Genomic DNA, 22,891 nt, shown 5'->3' with positions numbered 1-22,891 from the left:
TGGGGATTTTTTATGCCACCTCTTCCTTAACTTCTACTTCAACCTCTTTTTCTTTCTTCTCTTTCTTGAGCTCTTTTGGTTCATTGAGGTATTTGTTGATTTGACGTCTGAGTTCCTGTGCTGATATGTTGTGCATAGTAACTCCATCTTGCATTGCTGAAATTTGACCAGTCTCCTCCGAAACCACGATAATGAAAGTCTCTGTATTCTCCGACATTCCCAATCCAGCTCTGTGTCTCAAACCGTATTGTGCAGGAACATCTCTTTCTGTAACTGGGAGAATACATCTTGCTGCGACTATTCGATCCTTATGAACTATAACAGCTCCATCATGCAATGGGCTGTATTTGTTGAAAATGGCTAACAGCAATCTCTTTGAAAGCAATGAATCCATTGCATCTCCAGACTCAGCGTAAAATTTTAATGGCGAGTCTTCAGAAAGGACGATCAAAGCTCCGGTATTGGAACCGGCCAAAGACTTAACTGCTTCAACAATCGGTGTGATATTCGCGCGCTTTGCATTTCCGTTTTGTGACCAAAACCTGACATTCTTAAAGAATTTCCCTTCTTCAAAAATATTGGTACGTCCTACCAGCAATAAAAACTTTCTGATTTCCTGCTGAAAAAGGATGATCACAGCCAAAACTCCAACACCCATAAACTGGCCAAGAATGGTACTCAAGAGTTCCATTTGAAGTGCGCTTACAACCAGGTAAATCAGGTAGATAGCAAGGAAGCCAACAAAGACTTTTATGGCCACACTTCCCTTCATCAGTTTGTACACCTGACTCAATAGGATAGTCACCAAAAGAATATCTAATGCATCCTTCCAGCTAATATCTAAAAACCCTATTTGAAATGCTAAAATCAATTCAGTTGACTTATAAGTTTTACAGCTTCCACAGCCTCCTTTACATCATGTACACGAAGAATGGCGGCACCCTTAAACAAAGCTACGGTATTTAACACCGATGTACCATTCAAAGCTTCCTCAGCGGTCAAATTAAGTGTTCGGTAGATCATAGACTTGCGCGAGACACCTACGAGTAGAGGCCGATTGAGATGGTGAAAATGATCCAGCCTGTTTAGCAGATCAAAACTCTGTTCAGCAGTTTTTGCAAATCCAAACCCCGGGTCTATTAGGACGTCCTTAATGCCCAAGTGGTTGCAATGATCAAGGGTAGTTGAGAAATATTTCATCATTTCGAGCAAAATATCTTCATAATCAACCTTTGACTTCATTGTTTGGGGCGTTCCTCGCATATGCATGGCGATGTACGGAACACCCATTTCGGCAACACATGGCAACATGTTTTCATCTAAATGACCTGCAGAAATATCGTTGACAATTGCTGCTCCCGCATCCACTGCTCTCTTAGCTACTTCTGACCTAAAGGTGTCTATGGATATGAAAGACTCCGGAAATTGTTTTTTAATCGCTTCAATCGGATTGACTACTCGAGCAATTTCATCTTCTATAGAAATATCTTCTGCTCCAGGCCGGGAAGAATACCCACCAATATCTAAAAAAGTGGCTCCTTCACTGAGCATCATTTCTGCTGTTTCAAGAATATCATCAGTCACCTCTTTTCTGCTTCCGCTAAAAAACGAGTCTGGCGTCACATTTATAATACCCATCACCTTTGGTGATGATAAATCGACAATTTCTCCTCTGATATTGATGGTATGTTTGCTACTCAATGGATTAGTTTTGCTTGGTTTTGTAAAATGCCAGATAACATTGGAATATTAACTCTCACCTTGCAAGTAAAATTACATGAGACAGGAAACTGAGCAGCAATACAAAGAGATCATTTCTGAGTGCAAAGAAATTTTTGCTAAAAAAACGAAGGATTATGGGACCGCCTGGAGAATCTTGCGGTTGCCTTCAATCACGGATCAGATATTTATCAAAGCCCAGCGCATTCGTTCCATTCAGGAAAAAGGAGAAAACAAGGTGGGTGAGGACATCAGCAACGAGTTTATCGGAATTATCAACTACTGCATCATTGCTATCATCCAAATGAAGCTCAATGGAACCGAAGAGATGGAAATTCCATTTGAAGAACTGGAACCAAAATATGATCAGGTAGCTGACGATACTATGAATCTGCTTTCTGCAAAGAACCATGACTATGGAGAGGCTTGGAGAGAAATGCGCGTCAGTTCTATGACGGATATTATTCTGATGAAACTCATGCGAGTGAAGCAAATTGAAGACAATTCAGGTAAAACATTGATCTCAGAAGGTATCGATGCTAACTATCAGGACATGATCAATTATTCTGTATTCTGTCTGATCAAAATGAAGGAATTATGAAAATCGTAAAAGAATTTGCTCGATATGCAGTCGGAACCTTATTCATCTTTTCAGGTATAATCAAGGTAAATGATCCAGTAGGAACAGCCATTAAGCTTGAAGAGTATTTTCAGGTGTTTGCCTCTGACATTGCCCCATTCTTTGAATTTTTTGTTCCAGCAGCGCTTTTTCTGAGTGTTGTGCTAAGTGTACTGGAAGTTGTACTGGGAATTGCCTTGATCATTGGATACCGCATGAAACTCACATCCTGGATTCTCTTAGCTATGATCGTGTTTTTCACATTCTTAACTTTCTATTCGGCTTACTTCAATAAAGTGACCGACTGTGGATGTTTTGGAGATGCCATAAAGCTCACGCCATGGCAGTCGTTTTATAAAGACATCATCTTGCTTGTACTCATTGGAGTGGTCTTTTGGAAAAGAGACAGCTATAAGACAATGCTGAGTATGAAGATGAGCGAAATTAAGATCGTTGGAAGCACATTCTTTTTTGTCTTCATCGCAATCTATGCGATACAGCACTTACCTTTTATTGATTTTAGAGCTTATAAGGTAGGCAATCACTTGCCGTCGCTTATGCAAAACTCTGAGCCTTTGAAATATGTGTATATCATGGAAAAGGATGGCGAGACATTTGAGTTTGAAACCTATCCATCGGAGGAGGGATATGAGTATGTAGAAGCAAAGCTCACCAATCCTGAAGCTGCAGCAAAAATCACTGACCTCAATGTCTGGCAGGGAGACAGTGATTATACTGATGAACTTTTATCCGGAACGAAACTAGTAATTATCATTCATCAGGTTGAAAAAACTTCTGTGGATGAAATGGATAGATTAAGAAATCTCACTTATGACAATCCGAGATTTGATACATGGATTCTGACTTCATCTGGCTCTGAAAAGTTTGAAGTATTTCGTCATGCAAATCAGCTAGGTGCCCTGTATTACTTTGCTGATGCCACTGTTCTAAAGACAATGGTGAGGTCCAATCCTGGAGTTGTCCTTTTGAAAGATGGAGTAGTGATAGCCAAATGGCATTATAACGATACTCCATTGACAGATGACATCATCGAAATTCTTAACCGACAGTGAGACAGAAGTTTTTTTTGATTGGACTACCTGGTGCGGGTAAAACAACCATGGGACTTGATCTGGCGGTTCATTTGGATCTTCAATTTATTGATCTCGATCAGGATATTGAAAAGATAAACAAACTTTCAATTGCTGAAATTTTCAAAGAAAAAGGAGAGGCTCATTTTCGTCAATTAGAGAAACTGCATCTTGAAAAAGTAATTGCTGAGCATGATTCTTTCGTCATGGCTACTGGTGGAGGTACACCTTGCTTTTTTCATAATATGAGCATCATGCAGAAAGTAGGTGTAACGATTTATGTTGACACACCTATAAAAAAAATTGAAGAGCGATTGAAACTGGATACCTCCCGTCCCCTGATGCAATCATATACACTGACAGATCTTCTTCATAAAAGGAAAGAATGGTACGATCAAGCTGATCATACCATCCGGGAATACAAAGAAATTCTTAAGCTTTTCTGATTAAAAATTCAGACCTAAAGTCACTGAAACTGTGGTTCTTCTGATGTCAGTTCTACTAAATGGTTGATTTAATTCGCTGAAATATGGAGTGGCCTCGCGTTGGGTTTTGCTCGAAACAACTGCAAAATCCAGGAAGTAGTCCAAGGTTCTATATCCAAATCCGAAAGTCACATCTGTCCGATCCTGTAAGTTGTAATCTTTTATCGGATCTGGTAAAAATGCGTATCCAGCTCTCAATCTGAAGTTATCAAATCGATACTCTCCTCCTACACGAATGTTGACCACAGATTCATACAAATCATCAATTATATCGTTATCTGCCGAAGTTGAAAAATCATCTGAATTAAGATTAGCACTACCGTAGTCTATATATTCTACATCGCCTGTAATGAATCCACTTTTACCAATAAAGGCCGCTATACCTACACCCACTTTTGATGGAGTTCGAAGCTTATAATTGTTGACAAACAAATCACTCTGGTATGGATCAATATTGGCAAGGTCATAAGTGACTGTTTCCCCATCTACCGTTTCTGTAAAGGTTGTTCCCGCATCCCAATCGGCTTCCAGATCAACAAAGCTTTCTTCATCCAAAGACATAAACGAAGGAGAAGTATAGCTGGCTCCAATCGTTAAAAATTCTACCGGGCGGAAGATCGTGCCAAAATTAAAGTTGATTCCTCTGCCACGAACCTCAATCTGATCATCGATAAAGATGGCATTCAGAGAATCCAGATCATTGTTTCCTTGAAGGAAATCAAACTCTTCGTATGATCGTTCCTGCTTGTAGTTAATGAATTGAAGACCCATTCCACCTCCAAAGTAGAGCTTGTCGTCATAATTTCCTCCCCAGGCAATGTTCATCTGATAGTGAGAGCCACGCTCCTTAATAGATTCATATTGTATCGGAAAACCGCCAACAAAGGCATCATAACCTCCGGTGACAGGGGTGATCAAAAATTGATCAAAGGCTGCATAGCCCAGCTCATTCAATTGATTAACATCCAGTGTACCTGCATCTGCTAAAATGTTGTCCACGATGGAATTGAAACCGTTTTCACCTTCATACTTTCGACTCAGGTGATATGTATTGCTTCGGTTCAAAGTAATGGCTAGTGATCCACCCTTGAATTTGTCATCGGTAAATCGCCCTTTTGTAAAGTTGATTACCGTGCCGATATTGGCAAAGTTGAAATTGTTTCTAAATGTTTCCTCTGAGTTTTGAAATTCAGCAACTCCATCTCTTAAGATTCCAAATTCTGTGTCGGCATTGATAAAATCCATTGAAGGAGTAAATACAAATACACCTTTATTGAAAAACCCTAAACCTGCAGGATTCGAAATCGCTGAGCTAATGTCTCCACCAAGTGCAATCTGTGCTCCTCCAATCGCTTGCATTCTGGCAGTGCTACCAAGCCCGTAATTACTTCTGCTAAAGCGGTGTGCATCTTCAAAATATTGTGCATTGGATACAACTGAATAGCTAAATAAGAAAAACGAAATTGCAATTAGCTTTTTTATCATTGATCAATTGAGTTAAATCTTAATTACCACCTCTTCTGCTTGAGCTTGATCTTCCGGACGATGATCTCGAACCTGATGATCGACTAGACGAACTGCTAGACGATCGTCCTGTAGAACCAGAGCTTCTAGAAGGTCTTGACGGTCTTGCTGAAGAGCTTCTACTACTTCTGGATGCTGGTGGACTATAACTTCTATTATTATTAGTGCTATTGCTAGATCTATTAAAGTTGGTATTAGTATTGGTTCTTGCGCCCGAACTATACCTTGAAGAATTTTCTGCATTGGATGATCTCGAACTTATCGAGCTCGATCCTCTCGAATTTCCTGAACTATATCTACTGCTTCTTGAGCGATTTAGATAATCTGCTTGCTGCCTGCTATAGTCAGCTCGCCCGCTGGATTCGCTTGTTACAGACGCTCTTCTTCCAGATGATGAACGGTTGCTTCTTGTAGATACCGAACCTCTTGAGTTTCTTGAACCTCTGACAACATCTCTCCCTCTGCGACTATTATTATCTACTACATAAACTGGTCTGCCGTAATAACCTCTGTAGGCTGGAGGGCACCAATATGATCCATAGAATCCTCCACCCCAACCCCAAGGATTGTAAGCCCAGCCATTATACCAAGGGTCCCAAAATGGATCGTACCAAGGATTGCCCCACGCGTTTCCGTACGAAACTGACCAGAAATTTCCTCCCCAACTATTCCATCCAAATCCAAATCTCATTCTTGGACGATTCCATCGATTCCAGGTATTCCAGTTGTCGTTGTAGTAGTTGTTTACAATCACTTGTTGAGGAACTCCATCATCATAGAACGTTTCTTGCGCATTGCTAAAATTTGAATTTTGGTATTGGCTATCAGTAGCATAATCATTAGCTATCTGATAATCTTCCTGTGTTTTTTCCGGCTGATAATAATCTAGTGATTCTTCGCTTACAAAGCCTTCATCCGAGACCGCATTGCTTTCTTTAAACTGTCTCCCCAGAAAACTCAGCTCTTCATTGTCTTGAATTTGCTCAGGTTGCTGATCGTATTGATCCGCCACTTCTGTAAACTTTTTCTTTTGCTTCACACGATCTTTTTTGGTGAAGTATAGATCATCGTTCTCCTGCCCGATAGCTACTATCGCAGAAGTTCCTAAGATCATAACCAGAAAAATTTTAAAATAATGTTTCATGACGAACCTCCTTTTTTTATTTAAACGATCTCTAAGGTCAGTCTGTTCAGTACCTCCGCTATATTTGCGAACCTTAGAAATTTTATAGCAATAAAAGCAAACTCCATACCAAAAGAAGAAAAGACCTATGGCTAAAGCTATTCCATCTCGTTCGGAAGATTATTCACTGTGGTATAATGAATTAGTGAAAAAAGCTGGTTTGGCTGAAAATTCACCTGTTAGAGGCTGTATGGTTATAAAACCGTACGGATTTGCCATTTGGGAAAAGATGCAGCAGACATTGGATCAAATGTTCAAGGACACTGGTCATGAAAATGCATATTTCCCATTATTGATCCCTAAATCCTTTTTAAGTAAGGAAGCAGACCACATCGAAGGCTTTGCAAAAGAGTGCGCCGTAGTTACTCATTATCGATTAAAAAATGATGAAGATGGGAAGGGCGTGATCGTTGATCCGGAGGCAAAATTAGAAGAGGAATTAATCATCAGACCAACATCAGAAACTGTGATATGGGATTCATATAAAAATTGGATTCAGTCTTATCGCGATCTACCGATTTTGGTCAATCAGTGGGCCAATGTAATGCGCTGGGAGATGCGCACTCGATTGTTTTTGCGTACCGCTGAGTTTCTATGGCAGGAAGGTCATACAGCTCATGCAACCAAACAAGAAGCCATTGACGAAACAAGTCAAATGTTGAACGTATATGCGACGTTTGCAGAGGAATTCATGGCCATGCCTGTTATTAAAGGTGTGAAAACTGAAAGTGAGCGTTTTGCCGGTGCGGTAGACACCTATTGCATCGAAGCAATGATGCAGGACGGCAAAGCACTGCAAGCCGGAACCTCCCATTTTTTAGGACAAAATTTTGCAAAAGCATTTGATGTGAAGTTTGCTACAAAAGAAGGTAAAGAAGAGCTGGTCTGGGGAACCTCTTGGGGCGTGAGTACACGGCTGATGGGAGCACTTATTATGGCGCATTCAGATGATGATGGCTTAGTGCTTCCTCCTAAGTTGGCACCTATTCAGGTGGTGATTGTGCCCATTTTCTTCAAAGATGAGCAACTAGCACAAATTGAAAAGGTGGTGGCACCAATTGTAGCTGAATTAAAGTCGAAAGGTGTTTCTGTAAAATTTGATACCAGAGACACTCACAAGCCCGGATGGAAATTTGCGGAATACGAGCTCAAAGGTGTCCCTGTTCGACTTGCTATTGGGCCAAAAGATCTTGAAAAAGGAACAGTAGAAGTTGCCAGAAGAGACACAAAAGAAAAAGCCTTCCTTCCAATAGAAGGAGTGGTAAGTCATGTAACACAGTTATTAGAAGATATTCAATCTAATATTTATGACAAAGCGAAAAACTTCCGTGAAGAAAATACCAGGCAAGCTGATACGTACGATGACTTTAAGAAGTTAGTAGATCAAGGATTTGTATATGCACATTGGGACGGTACCGAAGAGACAGAGGAGAAAATAAAAGATGAGACTAAAGCTACCATTCGATGTATTCCATTAGATCAGAAAATGGAAGAAGGAAAATGTATCTTTACAGGCAAGCCATCAAAAGGGCGAGTGCTCTTTGCTAAGGCATATTAATTCTTATGGATTTGATCACAATTATCGGGCTTATTTTGCTTGGCACATTTCTCATCATTGCAGAGATCATATTTGTCCCTGGAACAACTGTTGTAGGAATTTTAGGCTGCATTTTCACTATATATGGTGTCTATTTAGGATATGAATATTATGGTGTTTCAACCGGCTCACTAATCCTAATTGGCGCATTGATTCTTAATGTGGTGGCATTGATTCTTGCATTTAAGGGTAAGTCGTGGGAGCGATTTTCTCTAAAAGGCTCAATTAAAGGAAAATTCAATGAGGATTTCAACCTAGATATAAAAGTTGGTGATAAAGGCGTAACTATTTCTTCGCTGAAACCAGTTGGCAAAGCGTTGTTTGATGACCATGAAATAGAAGTGCGATCTAATGGTGGTTTTGTCATTGAAAATGCAGAAATTGAAGTCATAAGAATAGAGTCGTCAAAAATTTTTGTACAACCTGTAAAAAACTAAAATCATGGGTGGCAGTGTAATGCTTGTCTTATTTATTGTTGGAGGAATAATCCTCTTTTTCATTTTTCTTTATTTTGTTCCAGTCAACCTTTGGATTACGGCGATTTTCTCTGGAGTTCGTGTTGGACTTTTGGAGTTGGTCTTCATGAGAATTCGAAAGGTACCACCATCAATTGTGGTAAACTCATTGATCACAGCAACCAAAGCTGGTCTAATGACTCAGGACGATGAAGGTGGTACCAAAAGGCAATTAAAGACACAGGAATTAGAAGCTCACTTTCTGGCTGGCGGTAATGTTCCGCAGGTTATTCGCGCACTCATTTCGGCTGACAAGGCTAATATAGACCTAACATTTAAGCAGGCAACTGCAATAGACCTTGCGGGGAGAGATGTATTTGAAGCTGTTCAGGTTTCGGTTAATCCAAAAGTTATCAATACACCTTCAGTTGCTGCAGTAGCTGCCGATGGTATTCAATTAGTCGCAAAAGCGAGAGTAACTATTCGAGCGAACATCAAGCAGCTGGTTGGAGGTGCTGGTGAGGAGACTATTTTGGCTAGAGTAGGTGAAGGAATCGTAACATCTGTTGGTTCCGCCTCTACACACAAAGAAGTGCTGGAAAATCCTGATAAAATCTCAAAGCTTGTGCTACAAAGAGGACTGGATGCAGGTACTGCTTTTGAAATACTTTCAATTGATATTGCCGATGTAGATGTAGGAGCTAATATTGGTGCTAAACTACAAACAGATCAAGCATCTGCTGACTTAAAAGTTGCCGAAGCTAAAGCGGAGGAACGAAGAGCGATGGCAGTAGCAGAGGAGCAAGAAATGCTTGCAAAAGCTCAAGAAGCCCGAGCTAAAGTAATTCTTGCGGAAGCTGAGGTACCTAAGGCAATTGCAGAAGCTTTCCGAAGTGGAAATCTCGGAATTATGGATTACTACAAATTCCAGAACATCGAAGCAGATACTGACATGCGGAGCTCTATTGCAGGATCCGGTAGTAAGAGATCTGGTAAGAAGAAAAGTTAAACCTTGACTAACCCAAAAAGAGAGGCCTGAGAGATCAGGCCTTTTTTTTGTATTTATTCTCTATTGAGTAAATTCTTTTTCTAGCTCAAGGTTTGCTTGATGTGCCCCGCTAGTGATCGGTGATCTCTTCGGCAGTTTCATATTCATAAATATTTCTATCCGCAGTTAAGTTATTTTCTACGCTTAAAGATCGGCACTGTACTGCAAGGTTCTCCGTACATGAGACTGCTTACCAGTGAAAACAATTTCTCAGTCAAAGTTGTATAAGCATATTCAATGCTCTTAACATTGCCACATCCTTTGATAACAACTTTTTTATCTTTCAACTCATTTTCTTCAAGACATTTTTCAATCGCTGCGTCTATTAGTGATTTTTCAATGGCTTCTTGGTCTCCAAAAGTCACAAGATTTGCATATTCTTTGACTTTAGTAACGAGTAGCATGTATGCCCAAGTTGGCACTATTGCATCCGAAGTACAGATAAGTCCCACGTTTTTATCTTTATAGATAGACCAATCATTCTCTTTAAGAAAAGTGCGGAAATCTTTTTCTTTTAGAATCAAACCCTCGTATAGCGTTTCTTTTAAATCGAAGATCATATACTCACCTTGGTGGAGGTAGTCTTCTAAATCCAGCGAAACCAGAGGGCTATTTGCTACTCTATTTACTATCTCGTCCATCGTCTACGTCAACTGTTTTTTCGGTGTAGTAGTTCGCCACTCTTTCAGATAATTGGGCTCAAAGTAAGCCACATCTTCAATTTCTTCTTTGTTAAATTTTTCTTCTGCTATTCTTCCCATGTTTTTTGCATTAGGAAAAATATCATCGATGAAAATTAAATTTTTCTGCTCGACAATTTCTCGAAACTTTGGCATACCATCACCGAATAAGTACAGGGGGCTTTCAAATTCAGAAAAAGTATTTTCGTTCAGAACTTTAGGTGCTAGTTCCCATACTATATCCCCGTTCTGATTCTCAATTTGAGTATAGACCTCCATTCTTCTTGCATCCATCATGGGACATAAAAGATGATCTCCTAAAAACTTGGCTCGGACAGATTCTGTCATTACATCCAGTGATGGAATGGAGATGAGCTTTTTATTCAATGAATAGCAGATGCCCTTTGCTGTGGATACGCCAATTCGCAAGCCTGTGTATGAGCCTGGACCAGAAGAAACTGCCACTGCATCAAGATCAGTAAAGGTTATATTCACTTCTTTACAAACTTCTATGCCAATTCCTGGGAGCAACGACGAATGTGATCTCTCGACCTGATGTACCTGGCTGGCTAGCAACTCACCATCACGATGTACTGCTACCGAACACACCTTGGTTGATGTCTCTATACTCAGTATTAGGGCCAATTAATTTGGTTTAAGGATGGTCTGGTAACGTACTGGATCGTTCAATATAGATACTGCTGCCTGCACATCTGGATCTTTTCCAAAAGTAGATTCTATGATTCCTTTTTCGTAAAAATATCTCCCTGCAATTTCTTGCTCGAGCAACATTTTTATTTCCTCTTTGAAAGTAATCAAATCCTCATTTTTATTGTGTCTGGAAGCTTTTTCCAAATCATCAAAATAAGATTTCAGTTTGCTATACTTCTTTTCCTCTTTCGCGATTTTGATTAAATCTTTCGTTTCTCTTTCTACTCTGGTCACATAATCAAATTCTCTGTTTGAAAGCCATTTTACGAATTCACTATACTCTGAGTCGCTAAGTCTGATTTCATTGGGAGATTTTGGATTGAGTTCTTCATTTTTATAGAAATACTCAGTGGCGTAGTAGAAGATGTGATCATTTCGAAGCAAGCTCTTTGTGACCGGCGCAAACTCCAATTTTTCAACCTCTATGTCTGGATCAATTCCGCCGCCATCAAAAACCTGCCTTCCATTTAATGTATAGAACTCATTCTTAAGTGAGTCCGGAATTTTACCTACGCTTCCATCTTCATTTCTATTGCTATAGTCAATCGCTTGAATACATCTTCCTGTGGGAGTATAATATTTTGCTGTGGTAATTTTCACAACTGCGTCATAGGAAAGTGGCCGCTCAATTTGCACTAACCCTTTACCAAACGTTTTTCTACCAATCAATACACCTCGATCGTAATCTTGCATCACTCCCGATACAATTTCAGATGCCGAAGCACTTCCATTATCCGTCAAAACAACAACTGGAATATCGGCATCTACTGGATCATTCAGTGAGTTGTAGGTCCAGTCATTGGCTCGCACTTTGCCCTTCTGAGTGACAATTTTCCTTCCTTTCTCTATAAACACGTTTGAAACATTAACCGCTTCATGAAGAAGTCCCCCCGGATTTCCTCTGAGATCTAAAATGATTTTATCAGCTCCCTGCTCCATAAGATCCAACACTTTGATACCTATGGATCGACCTACATTTTGCGTAAAGCTTGTCAATCTGACGTAGCCTATGTTATCGGTAACCATGCCTGCATAAGGCACACTGTCGACGGCAATTTTTTCTCTTTTTACTTTCACATCAAACATCTCGCTCTGTCCAAAGCGTTTTACTGTCAACTTGATTTCTGAATTGGACTGACCTTTCATAAGATATCTTACTTCCTCTTGGGATTTCCCTGCAAGCGAAATTCCATTAATTGCATGAATTTCATCACCAGCTCTAAGACCGGCATCATACGCCGCAAATCCTTCATATGGCATCATTACTGTACTTACACCGTTCTTGCGCTCGACAACAGCCCCAATTCCTGAGTATTCTCCGGTGGTCATCATTCGGTAGGTCTCAATGTCATCAGCGGCGATATAATTGGTATATGGATCGAGAGTCTCTAACATCTCATCAATCCCTGACTTCATCAGCGTGGTTGGGTTGATCTCATCTACATAATGTGTATTTACCTCTTTGAATAGCGTGGCGAAAATGTCCAGGTTCTTGAGAATCTCGAAATATCTATCAGTTGGTGGCTTTACAGCTGCCGTAAATACAAATAGTGTTATTGCTAGAGAAAGGATAATTTTTACTTTTCTACTCATATCATTCTGGGTTAAACCCTACATCAGTTCTTGATAGTACCCAAACGTTCAAGACACTTGATTAGTTGAGCCTGAATGTCCTGAAAGGTTAAAATCTGTTTTGAAAGATAAACGAAACCTATGTAAAGACTATTGGAGTTGGCTTGATTGGGCAATAGTTCTTTATTTAATCGGTACGCTTCACGAATTCTTCTCTTGAGCAGGTTTCGGTCAACTGCTCGCTTAAAGTTTCGCTTAGGAACAGATATAAGAATTTGATAAGATCCGAACTCATCGGTCTGTTGATGGCGTATTTGAAAATCGCCTAAATAAAAAGAGGAACCGTTTTTAAATAGTCCCTCAATTTTTTTCTTACCTGTAAGTTTCTCTTGTTTGGAGAAACTGTATTTAGAAAGGCCCATAGGCCGTGGCTTTACTTCTTATGGATTTCGTCAGAAACAGTAAGTCTTTTACGACCTTTTGCTCTTCTTCTAGCAATCACAGATTGTCCATTCACACTCTCCATTCTTTTTCTGAATCCGTGCTTGTTTTTTTTCTTTCTTACTGAAGGTTGAAACGTCCTTTTCATAATATATCTCTTTCGCTCTTAAAAACGGAGGGCAAAGATAGATAAATCCTTACTTCTAACAAACAATTACAACAAAAACGATTAGATCGTTAATTCAAAATAATGCCGCTGTATAACTAACAGTAAAAATTAATAGATTAGATAACAAATATCTAACAATATCATTATGATAAGAATATCGAATTATTTACTCATTATAGGAATTATCCTTATTGGGATCGGCTGTAATCAGCAAGAAGATGTTGAGCCGGAATTGACACCAGAACAAAAATTTGCCTTATTTGGAGAAAGAATTTTTAACCAATCAAGCGAATATTTGAATACCGACATTGAGACTGAAATTCATAATATTGGAAATGAAATATTTGATTCTTTTGAATCATATGAAATGAATTTTGAAAAGGGACGTATTCAAGAAACTGCAACATATATAATCGAAATAGATGGAGTAGTTTATATCGCTACACTAACCGATGACTGCTTGTATTATTCACACGTAGATTGCTTTTTTAGTGCTCACTGCTCTGGAGTGGGTTCAATCTGTGGTTGAAAAAAAGGGGCTGCAAATTATTCACAGCCCCTCAATTCAGAAAGTGTTTATTCTACTAAGAATTTGCTAGCATCCACATCTCCATTCACGATAACCTCAGTCACATTTATATTCATTTTCTGGGATCCCATTGGCTGGATAATAAGTGTGGGGAACTTAATACCTTCGAATTCCTCATAATTATTGTAATCAGTCGATAGGGTCATTGCACCTGTAGGGCCCTCTACCACATTAGTCGTTCTAACAAGGAGCCCACTTTCGGAATCATAATATCTAGTGGATTTCTTGCCAGAAGGCATGGAAACTTCAACTCCATAAGCATCACTTCCATCTATATTTTCTACAGCAGAAAGTTTGATGCTAATGCCTATTTCCATCATTGCTACTTCTTCAATAATTGCTGAAGAAACTGCCATGTCTTTGGCAGCATCACCTTCTACCTTCTGACTTCCACGCATTCCTGAACTTGCTCCTTTCTCACCATCAAACACCTGCTTCTGAACTACATTTCCACCCATTTTCACTACTTGAATGGATTTGTTTGGCGCCATTTTGGTCGCTTCAATATTTATTGTATTACCCATCATTGATGCTTCCATTTTCATTTGCACAGAATTAAGTGCTTCGATTTTCTCTTTGCCGCCGATGGCTTTCAGATACTTCTCAATTACGTCTTCTGCCGTCAACCCTTCAGGTAATTTTGAAAGTGAAGGATCTACCTCATTGCCGTAAGTATCGTAGTAAGTCAACTCTCCAAATTGCTTGAGGCTTTCAGCTACTTCACTCGCTTTTCCTACTACATTTATGTATGCATTGTCTGGTTTCAGGTATTTCTGAGCTATTGCTTTTACATCATCTATGGTAACGGCCTGTACTTTCTGCAAGTATGTATTGTAATAATCTGCTGACAGGTTATATATAGCTGTGTTTAATGCAAAATTTGCTACTGTTTGCGGTCGTTCTAGTGACTGTGAGAAACTTCCTGCAATTGAGTTTTTCGCCAACTCCAGTTCTTCTTCCGTGATCTCCCCATTTCGCATTTGATTCAATTCGTAGATCATCTGAACGATGGCGCTATCGGTAACTTCGTTTCTCACATCTGCATTCGCATTGAATCTGGAAACCAGTTCGTCAGAAGAAAGAGATGATCGGCTTCCATAGGTATAACCTTTGTCCTCTCTTAAGTTCATATTTAATTTACCTGAGAAAGACCCTCCCAATATCTGATTCATAACTCGCACCTTGATTTCGTCATCTGATCCAACCGGAAGAATGGCAGGGTACGTAATGTTCACCACTGATTGTACAGAACTTGCTCTGTTTACGATTCCGACCTTTGTTTTTTCGGGTGATTTAGGAGTATCATACGTTGGTGTTGGAACCTCACCAGCTTCCCAGCTTCCGAAGTAAGTTTTCACCATCTTTTTCATCTTCTTCACATCTACGTCACCTACAATTGCCAGATAAGAAATATTTGGTTTGAAGTATGTTGCGTGATAGCTCTTAAGATCATCTATTAAAATGTTATTAGTGGTTTCCTCCGTTTGGATCTCTCCATATGGATGATTTGCACCGTAAACCAATGCTTGATTTAGATTTCCTGCAATCGCTCCTGGGTTGTCTTTGGCTTGTGCTAATCCTGAAAGTGTTTGCTTTCTAATTTTCTCAAGTTCTTCTTCTGGAAAAGTAGGATTGAAAGCAACATCGGTCATTAATTCCAGAATCTTTTCACTGTATTTTGAAAGACCTGATGCAAATACATTTGTAGATCCCGCGAATAATGAAGCGCCTATAAAGTCGACCTCTTCGTCTATTTGTTCTTTGGTTCTTGTCTCTGTGCCACGTTGCATCAATTGACCGACCATACCCAAATATCCAGCTTTATCAGCTTCAAGGATCGCCTCTCTATCCACCAAAAGGTTAAAACTCACTCTTGGAAGCTTATGATTTTCAATGATAAAAACTTTAAGGCCATTTTTCAGTTCGAATGATTCGTAATCTCCAATGTTTATTGGTCTTGGCGTAGCAGGTTCCGGTAATTTACTCCGATCTACCTGTGCAAAAGCACCTACTATTCCGAAGGTCAGAATGAGGGTTAGTATATTCTTAAGTTTCATAATTTCTTGCTTTTATTAGGTTTATTGATCGTCTAGTTTTTCATCCTCAGGCTTTTGTTGCGCTGATTTTGGTAGGTAATAAAGTGTCACTCTATTGTCTGGCGTCAAATATTTCTTAGCTACTCGCTTGATATCTTCTTTTGTCACCGCCATATAACGATCAATTTCGCTGTTGATCAAATTTGCATCTCCATAGTACACATGGTAGTCTGCTAAACTTTCAGCAATACCTCTTACGGTACTATTGGAGCTCACAAAATTGTTTTCAATTTGATTTTTCAGCTTCTGGAATTCTCTATCACTGATATCTTCAGTTTTCACCCGCTCAATCTCTGTCATCATTGCTTCTTCAAGTTCTTCCGGGGTTTTACCAACATTCACCAATCCAAGTGATATGAATAGTCCTCCATCTTCAAGCGCAAATGGGAATGATCCGACAAAAGCAGCAAGTTCTTGGTTGTCCACAATTTCTTTTTGAAATCGTGAGCTCTGGCCACCGGAAAGAAGGGTAGTTAGCATTTGCATGGCGTAGTAATCGTCAGAACCTTGCTCTGCCATTCGATAGGCCTGAAACACACCTGGTAACTGCACATTGTCAAATACTTCCTCTCTTACTTCACCTCCCAGATCCGGAGCTTTTATTTCTGGTCTTGGAATGTTTTTTGTTCCCTTTGGGATCTCAGCAAAATATTTATCAATCAACTTCTTAGTTTCCTCGATTTGGATATCGCCAGCTATCGAAAGTGTAGCGTTATTAGGCACATAGAATGTATCAAAAAAGTCTTTGAAGTCTTGATCAGTAGCTGCATCAATATCTTCGAACGATCCAATTGGTGTCCATGAATATGGTGTGCCTTCATATGCTTTTCCGAAAATTTTTGCCTGGAATGACATATAAGGTTGATTATCGATTCGAGTTCTCTTCTCTTCTTTCACTACTTCTTTTTGAGTAGCGACACCTGTAGAGTCAATTTTTGCATGAAGCATTCTTTCAGACTCCATGTAGAGACCCAGCTCTAATTGGTGCGATGGAAGTGTCTCGTAATAGAATGTTCTATCAAAAGAAGTGTTCGCATTTAATTGACCTCCGGCGTTTTGGATAATCTTAAAGAAAGAACCTCTCTCAATATTTGGAGACCCTTCAAACATAAGGTGCTCAAAAAAGTGAGCAAAACCCGTTCTTCCATCAGGTTCATTTTTTGAGCCTACATGGTAGAGAACAGAAACATTCACAATAGGAGTAGAGTTGTCTTGATGTAGGATTACGTGCAATCCATTGTCCAGATCGTACTCTACAAAATCAATTCGCTTCTCTTGGGCATTTGCTCCGAGCAGTGCGAATATGCAGATTAAGGTTAAGGTATTTCGCATTTTATATTAGGGTTTAACAATTCAATATATAATACTAAAAAGTATTTTACTTTTCAAGTATTGACAAAACCTCATTAATATGGTCTTGGTTTAATCTTGGTCCGTATCTAGACACGACAGCTGAACTTGCAGCACTCGCTAATCTACCAGCTTCGGCGTGTGTCTGTCCATGATTGATGCCGTACAAGAAAGCACCTGCAAACATATCTCCAGCACCTGTAGCATCTATCGCCTTTGTAGGGAACGGCTCAATTTCGTGGTAAGCTGTTCCATCAAATACAAGTGCTCCGTCTTTGCCTTTTGTAATGACAAATTCTTTAGCCACTTTGCTGATCGCCTCTTTTGCTGCTTCCATGCCTTCTACTCCTGCGAATAATTCTGCCTCTTCAATATTGCAAAAAAGTAAATCAACACCATCACCCACTATCTCTTTCATCTGGCTATTGAAGTATTTGACCATAGATGGGTCTGAGAACGTAAGGCTTACTTTCACGCCATTTTCTTTTGCAATACGCTTAGCTTCCTTCATTGCTTCTAGCCCTGTTGGTGAAGAAACGAGGAATCCCTCCATAAATAAGTAATTAGAATTTTTTATTGCTTCTTCACTGAGTTCGTGTATAGAAAAGTCTGTAGTGATACCCAAAAAAGTATTCATGGTTCGTTCTGCATCCGGAGTGACCATTACCAGACATTTTCCAGTAGTCCCATGATATAGATTATTTGAATCGAGATTGGTATCTATCCCTACAGTTTCAAGGTCCTTCGTGTACAACTCTCCATCCTCGTCAGCAGCTACTTTGCAAGTGTAAAAACCTTTACCTCCAAATTCTGCCAATCCGAAAATGGTATTTGCTGCGGATCCTCCCCCTTGCTTTTTTCTCACATTGCCCTTTACTTCTGCTAAAAGTGCTTCTTGCCTTTCTTCATCAACCAACGTCATAAGGCCTTTTTCAACCCCGTTGTCAGCAAAAAACTGATTTTTTACTTCAATTTCATAATCTACCAAAGCGTTGCCAATGGCACATACATCATATTTTTTACTCATCTTTTTTTAATGCTTTCTAACTTTTATTGGGATGATTATCTTCCACATCATCTTGCGAAAATAACTTATTATAGCATGAATTGACTTAAGGAAGGAGTATTAGAATCCCGCTAAATTCATGTACTGAGAATGAATTATCACTTTTACGATAAAGAATTTGATCAACGTAAAAAAACATAATGAAGAGATTCTTCATTAATCACCATTTTAAAACAAGCGGAATTTTACGGCAATGAGAAGATTAATTAATAAAAGGTGGCTATTAATTCATTTCGACCCAATTAGAGTCCGCTCTTAATTGAAAATCCTCAGGGCTTGCGTTCCACTCATCTTTTAAACTACCTGTTAGTTTTGTCATCCAGTTTGAAGTAAAAAGAATTAACTCACCATTCTGTATTTGCCATTGCGTTGGATCAGGCTCCATTTTAGAAGATGTTTCTGCCACGGCATAAGCGCACCACCCACCATACTCCGGAAGGAATTTGGATGGGTTTTCTTTAAAGAGAAGTCTGTTTTTGGTGCTGGAGAAATAATAAACTAACTCTTGATGTTCCACTGATTCAGCATCAATACCTTTTTTTGCTTCGCCTTGGATAAAATAGGCTACTGGGTCATAGCCATCTAAAGCAATTCCATCAATACTGTATATTTCATTTTTCGTTATTTCTGATCCATCTGAACATGCCACAATAAATCCAACTACTGACAGTAAAACACCAATCTTTCTCATAGTTTTAAAAAAGTTTTTGGAAGCTATACGCGATGAACTATTTCATGGCTGAGAAAAAATATCCTTTGATCAGCTCAAGTCTTAATGAAGACATTCAGATTTTTTTTTACAAACTGATTATTTTCGTGATTCACACATAACCTTACAGCATGCCGAAAATTCAAAAGATTACTCACAAAGGAAAGGAAATCGTCTATGTGGACTATAGGGGACAATCAGAAGCAGAAATGCTTGAAACTGCTACTTCCCTTAGGGAATATCTCATTTCAAGCCCAGGACATCATTTAAGATTGGTCAATATTACTAACACACCTGCCACCAGAAAATTTACTGCTTATATTAGGGAGCTTGGTAAAGAAACTAAAGATGTACCCGTGAAAGGAGCAGTTGTTGGTATAACTGGCGCTAAAAAAGTCTTACTCTCTGGATACAATCGATTATTAGGTGGAGCGATGCGACCATTCGATGATGAAGAGGTGGCTAAGGAATATCTGGTGAGTTAGCTAGTATTAAGAAAACATATAGCCCCAATGAGAACATCAGGGCTTGAAAAATTTGACTATTTCATAATCTTAAATTCTACAACTTCCTTAGAAAGATTGTAAAATGTATCGTAAGCATAGATTTCAATTTTGATCAGCTCACTATTGATTTTTCTGAGCTCTTCTGTTAAATCAATAAATTCAGCATTGTTGCTTTTTACAATTGGCCCGTTGTTGATCTTATATGTGAGTTTCTGAACTTTTACTTGTTCATCAACTGCTTCCACTACCAGCTGAATATCGCTTGAAAAAATTGGCAATCCATTTTCAAAAGAACTCGGAGAAGAATTAAATCCAGCGCTTACTTTGGGGCCTATTTTATCTATATAAATTTTATCAACTCTAATCTGTTCCTGATTCCCCTCTTTATCAACACTATAGTATTCCATGCGATACACCCCATCCGAAAGTTGATGAGGTACCATTTGTCGGCCATCTGATTTCATATAAGGCAGATCAGCAATTTTAAAATTGGTAGTGGCGATTCCAGATTCCTCTTCAATTATTTTGAATTTAATGCGCGTAGCTGGCCCGTAAATAAACTCTCCTGCCTCTGTTCGAAGTAAATCTGTTCTCGGTGCGGTGATATCCTTTACTACTTTATCGCTTTTGACAGACTCAGAGCTGCCTTCAAAAGCTAATTGAGCTGACGTAGCAAGACTAACAAATAAGAAAATAAAACTAAGAATTCGAGTGGATGTGTCCATATTTTGCTTTTTTGAATTAGTGATGCAAAGATGAATTTTATCCAACCCCCTATGTATTAGTATAAAATTGGCTTTTGAATTAGGTCATTTAATTAGTCAGTACTATGTGGTTTTTTTACTTGAGAAGATATAAGTCGCTTATTTATTGACGGTTAATTATTTATGCTTCTATTATTACTGCTATCATGTTTCCTGAACGGGATTCTTTTTAAACTTGATTGACTAATAAAAAAACCCTGACTCATTTCTGAATCAGGGTACACTTAGGTTAGCTAGTGTTTTATTCTTCAATCTTAAACTTGATTGACTCTGTCGTCACATTATCAACCAAATCCGTTGTTGTAATTTTTACTTCAAAGATCTGCCCGCTTTTAAAAGCCTTCTTCTCACTTATATCGATTGTTTTTGGGCTACTGTAATGTACCGCTTTCTGATTATTCACCTGATAAGCAATGCTGTTGGTGCCCGATTGATCATCCGTGGCTCCAAGAAATAATCGTGTACCTATTGGATAAACTTTAATCCCATCTTCTTCACCAATCGGCTGATTACTAAAATTGAATACAATTTCTGGGCCCTGCTTATCTAAATAGAGATCTATACTTTTAGAATATTCTGAATTGTCCACATTATCCACCGAACGATACATTATTCCATTATATCCTTCTTTTGTAAGCTTAAATGCCTTGCTATACTTTTCAAATTCATTCCCAATAGCTGCATACTCTGTATAGGCTACTCCTGAGTTCAGGTCAGACGAAGATAATTTTAGCTCGGTAGATTCATTAATATAGAATCGATTGGCTACCTCAAAATATTCTCCTATAAATTCTATCTGAGTGGCAGGTCGAAGACTATCAACAAATATTTCTTGGTACTTTTTTATTTCAGTATTACTAACAATATCTGATGCAGAATAACTTATAGATGATGTACCATGATACTTTTCTAAAGAAAATGGCTTGCTGTAAACTTCATTATTAATACCTCGAGTGCTGAAAGTGATTTCTCTTACTCCAGCTTTATTATCAGATGCTTCTAAACTGATTTTTGAACCTGACGACACATACAATCTATCGCCTTTTGCGAATGATGAGGTTGCTGTTAATGATGTCTCAGGGGCGATCTTATCTAAGTAAATTCTTTCTTCTCCTGACTCCTCGCCGTTCATCACATTGTCCACGCTATAAAACACGAGTCCATATTCTCCATCTTCCAGTGTTGATGGCATTACCTGCCCAGTTCTTACAATTTCAAAATCTACATCCGTTAACCTGAAGTAGGTTGATTTAAGGCCTGAATGTTCTTCCACAACTTCAAACTGAACTGGGGTGTTTGGACCAAATACATATGAACCTTCTTTAGTTTTCAGCAGCTTGGTTTTCGGTGGAGTTTTATCAAACACAAAAGATACTGACTCAGTTTCTGTATAATTATTAACATTATCTACTGCATAATAAGAGAATGTATACTCATTCGAGTCTTCATTTTTGAAGGTTAACTCACCGGTACGCCATTCATTATTATTTAAACTCCAAAAACTGTTTTTCACTCCAGACTGCTCATCCCATTCAGTGAATTCAATTTCGAGATCATGCCCATAATAAATGATTTTGTCTTTTTTGAATGTTGATCCTGAATTAAATACTGGTCGAACAATAGGAGCTTTGCTATCGGCATATAGTTCCATTTGAATCTCCCTTAGTGGATATGCGTATTTCTTAGTTTCTGGATCTATCGCCCACTTTGTCCTAATATAATTTGGACCCTCGGTATCCAAATACAATGGCTCTGTATCTTCAGGGTGACTTAGACTCTTCAAGTCATGCGTTTTTCCATTTGGGGTAGTTGAGAACTTCAGATAAATAGGCAGATTCTTATTGACATAAATTTTGGCATTTTCATCTACAAATACGGTTTCACCTTCCTTAATCACTTTTGGCGGGGTGTCATTGTTGACAGACTTCTTCGCAGTGTTAAGCTCGGCACGTACAGGCTTTAATTGATTATCAGCCATAGCGATTTGCGCATTCAGGCCCAGAGAGAGGCTCATTATTGAAGTGAAAAAAACAAATTTGAAGATTTTCATGGTGGTCTTGATTTTTGGTTATTCTAATATTATCCAAATATCATTTTGAATAACCACTGATTTAATAGGTAAAACCAGCCTAATCAATTAAGCTAATTACTTATTAATAAATCAGCATATACTATGTGTACAAAAGATTAAAATCATTAGACATTAGATCAATCATCGAGTAGATAAGATTAGCAAGATCTGTATTTTTCAAAACGCTTCTCAACAGGAATTATAATTGATCATGCTTTTAAAAACTATTCTCCAAAAACTCAAAATGTGATGCCTCAATTTCAACTACCTGTCTTGTCCTTGAATGAATTTGCTTAGCATTCAAAATAAAAAACCCTGACTCAGAAATGAATCAGGGTTTTGAAGTGTGGGCGCTGAGGGATTACTTATACGCACCGCCATGCCCTAAACCCCTCGTGAACCTACGTTGCACTTCGGTTTCGAACCTGGGTTCTCATCCCTCAAAA

General features: G+C 38.8%; 23 protein-coding genes. 8 read left to right on the top strand and 15 right to left on the bottom strand.

Annotated features, from left to right (window positions below; translation table 11 throughout):
- Positions 1–10 precede the first annotated feature (10 nt).
- Together cdaA and folP are read right to left on the bottom strand one after the other, a co-directional pair.
- The gene (gene cdaA, locus ABJG98_RS09905) at positions 11–871 is read right to left on the bottom strand and encodes a diadenylate cyclase CdaA (protein WP_348279352.1); all 861 of its coding nucleotides are present in this window, start codon (positions 869–871) and stop codon (positions 11–13) included.
- The gene (gene folP / locus ABJG98_RS09900) at positions 868–1,701 is read right to left on the bottom strand and encodes a dihydropteroate synthase (RefSeq protein WP_348279351.1); all 834 of its coding nucleotides are present in this window, start codon (positions 1,699–1,701) and stop codon (positions 868–870) included. The genes cdaA and folP overlap by 4 nt, the downstream gene beginning before the upstream one ends.
- A gap of 76 nt (positions 1,702–1,777) precedes the next feature.
- Here folP and ABJG98_RS09895 point away from each other — a divergent pair, with 76 nt between their 5' ends.
- The 3 genes from ABJG98_RS09895 to ABJG98_RS09885 are packed head-to-tail and all read left to right on the top strand — an operon-like array spanning position 1,778 to position 3,875.
- A complete protein-coding gene (locus ABJG98_RS09895; protein ID WP_348279350.1) occupies positions 1,778–2,320 on the top strand; it encodes a DUF1599 domain-containing protein in 543 nt (180 codons plus the stop codon).
- The gene (locus tag ABJG98_RS09890; RefSeq protein ID WP_348279349.1) at positions 2,317–3,411 is read left to right on the top strand and encodes a BT_3928 family protein; all 1,095 of its coding nucleotides are present in this window, start codon (positions 2,317–2,319) and stop codon (positions 3,409–3,411) included. The genes ABJG98_RS09895 and ABJG98_RS09890 overlap by 4 nt, the downstream gene beginning before the upstream one ends.
- Entirely contained in the window at positions 3,408–3,875 is a 468-nt protein-coding gene (locus ABJG98_RS09885) for a shikimate kinase (protein ID WP_348279348.1), read from the top strand. The genes ABJG98_RS09890 and ABJG98_RS09885 overlap by 4 nt, the downstream gene beginning before the upstream one ends.
- On the opposite strand, the gene ABJG98_RS09880 is transcribed toward ABJG98_RS09885, so the two are convergent.
- Positions 3,876–5,399, bottom strand: a complete 1,524-nt coding sequence (locus tag ABJG98_RS09880) for an outer membrane protein transport protein (RefSeq protein WP_348279347.1) — start codon at positions 5,397–5,399, stop codon at positions 3,876–3,878.
- Positions 5,400–5,418: 19 nt separating this feature from the next.
- The gene (locus ABJG98_RS09875) at positions 5,419–6,582 is read right to left on the bottom strand and encodes a hypothetical protein (RefSeq protein WP_348279346.1); all 1,164 of its coding nucleotides are present in this window, start codon (positions 6,580–6,582) and stop codon (positions 5,419–5,421) included.
- A 127-nt stretch (positions 6,583–6,709) separates the two neighbouring features.
- Here ABJG98_RS09875 and proS point away from each other — a divergent pair, with 127 nt between their 5' ends.
- From proS to floA, 3 genes are read left to right on the top strand one after another with little or no spacing between them, the layout of a single operon-like run.
- The gene (gene proS / locus ABJG98_RS09870; RefSeq protein ID WP_348279345.1) at positions 6,710–8,179 is read left to right on the top strand and encodes a proline--tRNA ligase; all 1,470 of its coding nucleotides are present in this window, start codon (positions 6,710–6,712) and stop codon (positions 8,177–8,179) included.
- A 5-nt stretch (positions 8,180–8,184) separates the two neighbouring features.
- Entirely contained in the window at positions 8,185–8,655 is a 471-nt protein-coding gene (locus ABJG98_RS09865; protein WP_348279344.1) for an NfeD family protein, read from the top strand.
- A 4-nt stretch (positions 8,656–8,659) separates the two neighbouring features.
- Positions 8,660–9,682, top strand: a complete 1,023-nt coding sequence (gene floA / locus ABJG98_RS09860) for a flotillin-like protein FloA (RefSeq protein ID WP_348279343.1) — start codon at positions 8,660–8,662, stop codon at positions 9,680–9,682.
- A 170-nt stretch (positions 9,683–9,852) separates the two neighbouring features.
- Here the strand turns inward: floA and ABJG98_RS09855 are convergent, their stop codons facing one another.
- From ABJG98_RS09855 to rpmH, 5 genes are read right to left on the bottom strand one after another with little or no spacing between them, the layout of a single operon-like run.
- A complete protein-coding gene (locus ABJG98_RS09855; protein WP_348279342.1) occupies positions 9,853–10,362 on the bottom strand; it encodes a DUF2480 family protein in 510 nt (169 codons plus the stop codon).
- A 3-nt stretch (positions 10,363–10,365) separates the two neighbouring features.
- On the bottom strand, positions 10,366–11,046 hold the full coding sequence (gene tsaB, locus ABJG98_RS09850) for a tRNA (adenosine(37)-N6)-threonylcarbamoyltransferase complex dimerization subunit type 1 TsaB (RefSeq protein WP_348279341.1): 681 nt from the start codon (positions 11,044–11,046) through the stop codon (positions 10,366–10,368).
- On the bottom strand, positions 11,047–12,705 hold the full coding sequence (locus ABJG98_RS09845) for a S41 family peptidase (protein ID WP_348279340.1): 1,659 nt from the start codon (positions 12,703–12,705) through the stop codon (positions 11,047–11,049).
- Positions 12,706–12,728: 23 nt separating this feature from the next.
- Positions 12,729–13,106, bottom strand: coding sequence for a ribonuclease P protein component (gene rnpA / locus ABJG98_RS09840; RefSeq protein WP_348279339.1), 378 nt, complete (start codon positions 13,104–13,106; stop codon positions 12,729–12,731).
- A gap of 11 nt (positions 13,107–13,117) precedes the next feature.
- Complete coding sequence (gene rpmH, locus ABJG98_RS09835; protein WP_348279338.1) at positions 13,118–13,273, bottom strand: 50S ribosomal protein L34; 156 nt, start codon at positions 13,271–13,273, stop codon at positions 13,118–13,120.
- Between the two features lie 166 nt (positions 13,274–13,439).
- On the opposite strand from rpmH, the gene ABJG98_RS09830 reads away from it, so the two are divergent.
- The gene (locus tag ABJG98_RS09830) at positions 13,440–13,823 is read left to right on the top strand and encodes a hypothetical protein (protein ID WP_348279337.1); all 384 of its coding nucleotides are present in this window, start codon (positions 13,440–13,442) and stop codon (positions 13,821–13,823) included.
- Positions 13,824–13,870: 47 nt separating this feature from the next.
- Here the strand turns inward: ABJG98_RS09830 and ABJG98_RS09825 are convergent, their stop codons facing one another.
- From ABJG98_RS09825 to ABJG98_RS09810, 4 genes are all read right to left on the bottom strand, one after another.
- Positions 13,871–15,940, bottom strand: coding sequence for a pitrilysin family protein (locus ABJG98_RS09825; RefSeq protein WP_348279336.1), 2,070 nt, complete (start codon positions 15,938–15,940; stop codon positions 13,871–13,873).
- A 21-nt stretch (positions 15,941–15,961) separates the two neighbouring features.
- Complete coding sequence (locus tag ABJG98_RS09820; protein ID WP_348279335.1) at positions 15,962–17,311, bottom strand: pitrilysin family protein; 1,350 nt, start codon at positions 17,309–17,311, stop codon at positions 15,962–15,964.
- A 46-nt stretch (positions 17,312–17,357) separates the two neighbouring features.
- A complete protein-coding gene (locus tag ABJG98_RS09815; RefSeq protein WP_348279334.1) occupies positions 17,358–18,356 on the bottom strand; it encodes an adenosine kinase in 999 nt (332 codons plus the stop codon).
- Positions 18,357–18,618: 262 nt separating this feature from the next.
- Entirely contained in the window at positions 18,619–19,086 is a 468-nt protein-coding gene (locus ABJG98_RS09810; protein WP_348279333.1) for a YHS domain-containing (seleno)protein, read from the bottom strand.
- A 149-nt stretch (positions 19,087–19,235) separates the two neighbouring features.
- On the opposite strand from ABJG98_RS09810, the gene ABJG98_RS09805 reads away from it, so the two are divergent.
- On the top strand, positions 19,236–19,589 hold the full coding sequence (locus tag ABJG98_RS09805) for a hypothetical protein (protein ID WP_348279332.1): 354 nt from the start codon (positions 19,236–19,238) through the stop codon (positions 19,587–19,589).
- Positions 19,590–19,645: 56 nt separating this feature from the next.
- On the opposite strand, the gene ABJG98_RS09800 is transcribed toward ABJG98_RS09805, so the two are convergent.
- Both ABJG98_RS09800 and ABJG98_RS09795 read right to left on the bottom strand, forming a co-directional pair.
- Positions 19,646–20,335 carry a hypothetical protein gene (locus ABJG98_RS09800; RefSeq protein ID WP_348279331.1) on the bottom strand — a complete coding sequence of 230 codons (690 nt, stop codon included), beginning with the start codon at positions 20,333–20,335 and terminating at the stop codon, positions 19,646–19,648.
- Positions 20,336–20,615: 280 nt separating this feature from the next.
- Positions 20,616–22,424, bottom strand: coding sequence for a hypothetical protein (locus ABJG98_RS09795; protein WP_348279330.1), 1,809 nt, complete (start codon positions 22,422–22,424; stop codon positions 20,616–20,618).
- Positions 22,425–22,891 lie beyond the last annotated feature (467 nt).

The sequence above is a fragment of the Ekhidna sp. genome (assembly GCF_039960695.1).
Lineage (GTDB): Bacteria > Bacteroidota > Bacteroidia > Cytophagales > Cyclobacteriaceae > Ekhidna.
Note: the sequence above shows the minus strand (reverse complement) of the source record. Positions and strands in the feature narration are given on the sequence as shown.